General features: G+C 66.4%; 1 protein-coding gene. It reads left to right on the forward strand.

The window, feature by feature from the left end; translation table 11 throughout:
- The coding region (locus ACQI5H_RS24565) for a condensation domain-containing protein (RefSeq protein WP_427081889.1) at positions 1-883 on the forward strand (883 nt) is incomplete at both ends.

The raw sequence follows: 883 nt of genomic DNA on the forward strand, positions 1-883 counted from the left end.
GCACCGCACTGGCCGAACGCCTACCCGCCTACATGGTGCCCGCCGCCATCGTCGTCCTCGACGCACTACCCCTGACCGTCAACGGCAAGCTCGACACCCGCGCCCTACCCGTACCCGACTACGGCGCCGAGCGGTATCGGGCCCCGGCCACTCCGGCCGAGGAGATTCTGGCCGGGATTTATGCCCAGGTGCTCGGTGTGCCCCGGGTTGGGGTGGATGATTCGTTCTTTGATTTGGGTGGGGATTCGTTGTCGGCGATGCGGTTGGTCGCGGCGGTGAATTCTGGTGTGGGTGCGGGGCTTTCGGTGCGTGATCTGTTTGAGGCGCCCACCGTCGCGTTGCTGGCGCCTCGTATCGGTGCCGGTGGGGGTGGGTTGGAGCCGTTGGTGGCGGTGGCCCGTCCGGCGGTGGTGCCGTTGTCGTTTGCCCAGAACCGGTTGTGGTTTATCGATCAGTTGCAGGGCCCGTCGCCGGTTTACAACATGGCCGTGGCCTTACAACTGCGCGGGAACCTGGATGCCGAGGCGTTGGGGGCGGCGTTGGCCGATGTGATGGGTCGCCACGAGAGCCTGCGGACCCTGTTTGTGGCCGCCGATGGGGTTCCGGCGCAGGTGGTGCTGCCCGCCGAGCCGGCCGACTTCGGTTGGCAGGTGGTGGACGCCACGGGCTGGCCGCCGGATGCAATTCATCATGCCATCGGGGAGGTGGCGGGGCATAGTTTCGATTTGGCCGGCGAGATTCCGTTGCGGGCACGGCTTTTCCGTCTCAGCGACGACGAGCATGTGTTGGTGGCGGTGGTGCACCATATTGCCGCCGATGGCTGGTCGATCACTCCACTGGTGGCCGATCTCGGGATGGCGTATGCCAGCCGCTGTGCGGGTCA

It is taken from the genome of Mycobacterium heidelbergense (assembly GCF_050205645.1).
GTDB lineage: Bacteria > Actinomycetota > Actinomycetes > Mycobacteriales > Mycobacteriaceae > Mycobacterium > Mycobacterium heidelbergense_A.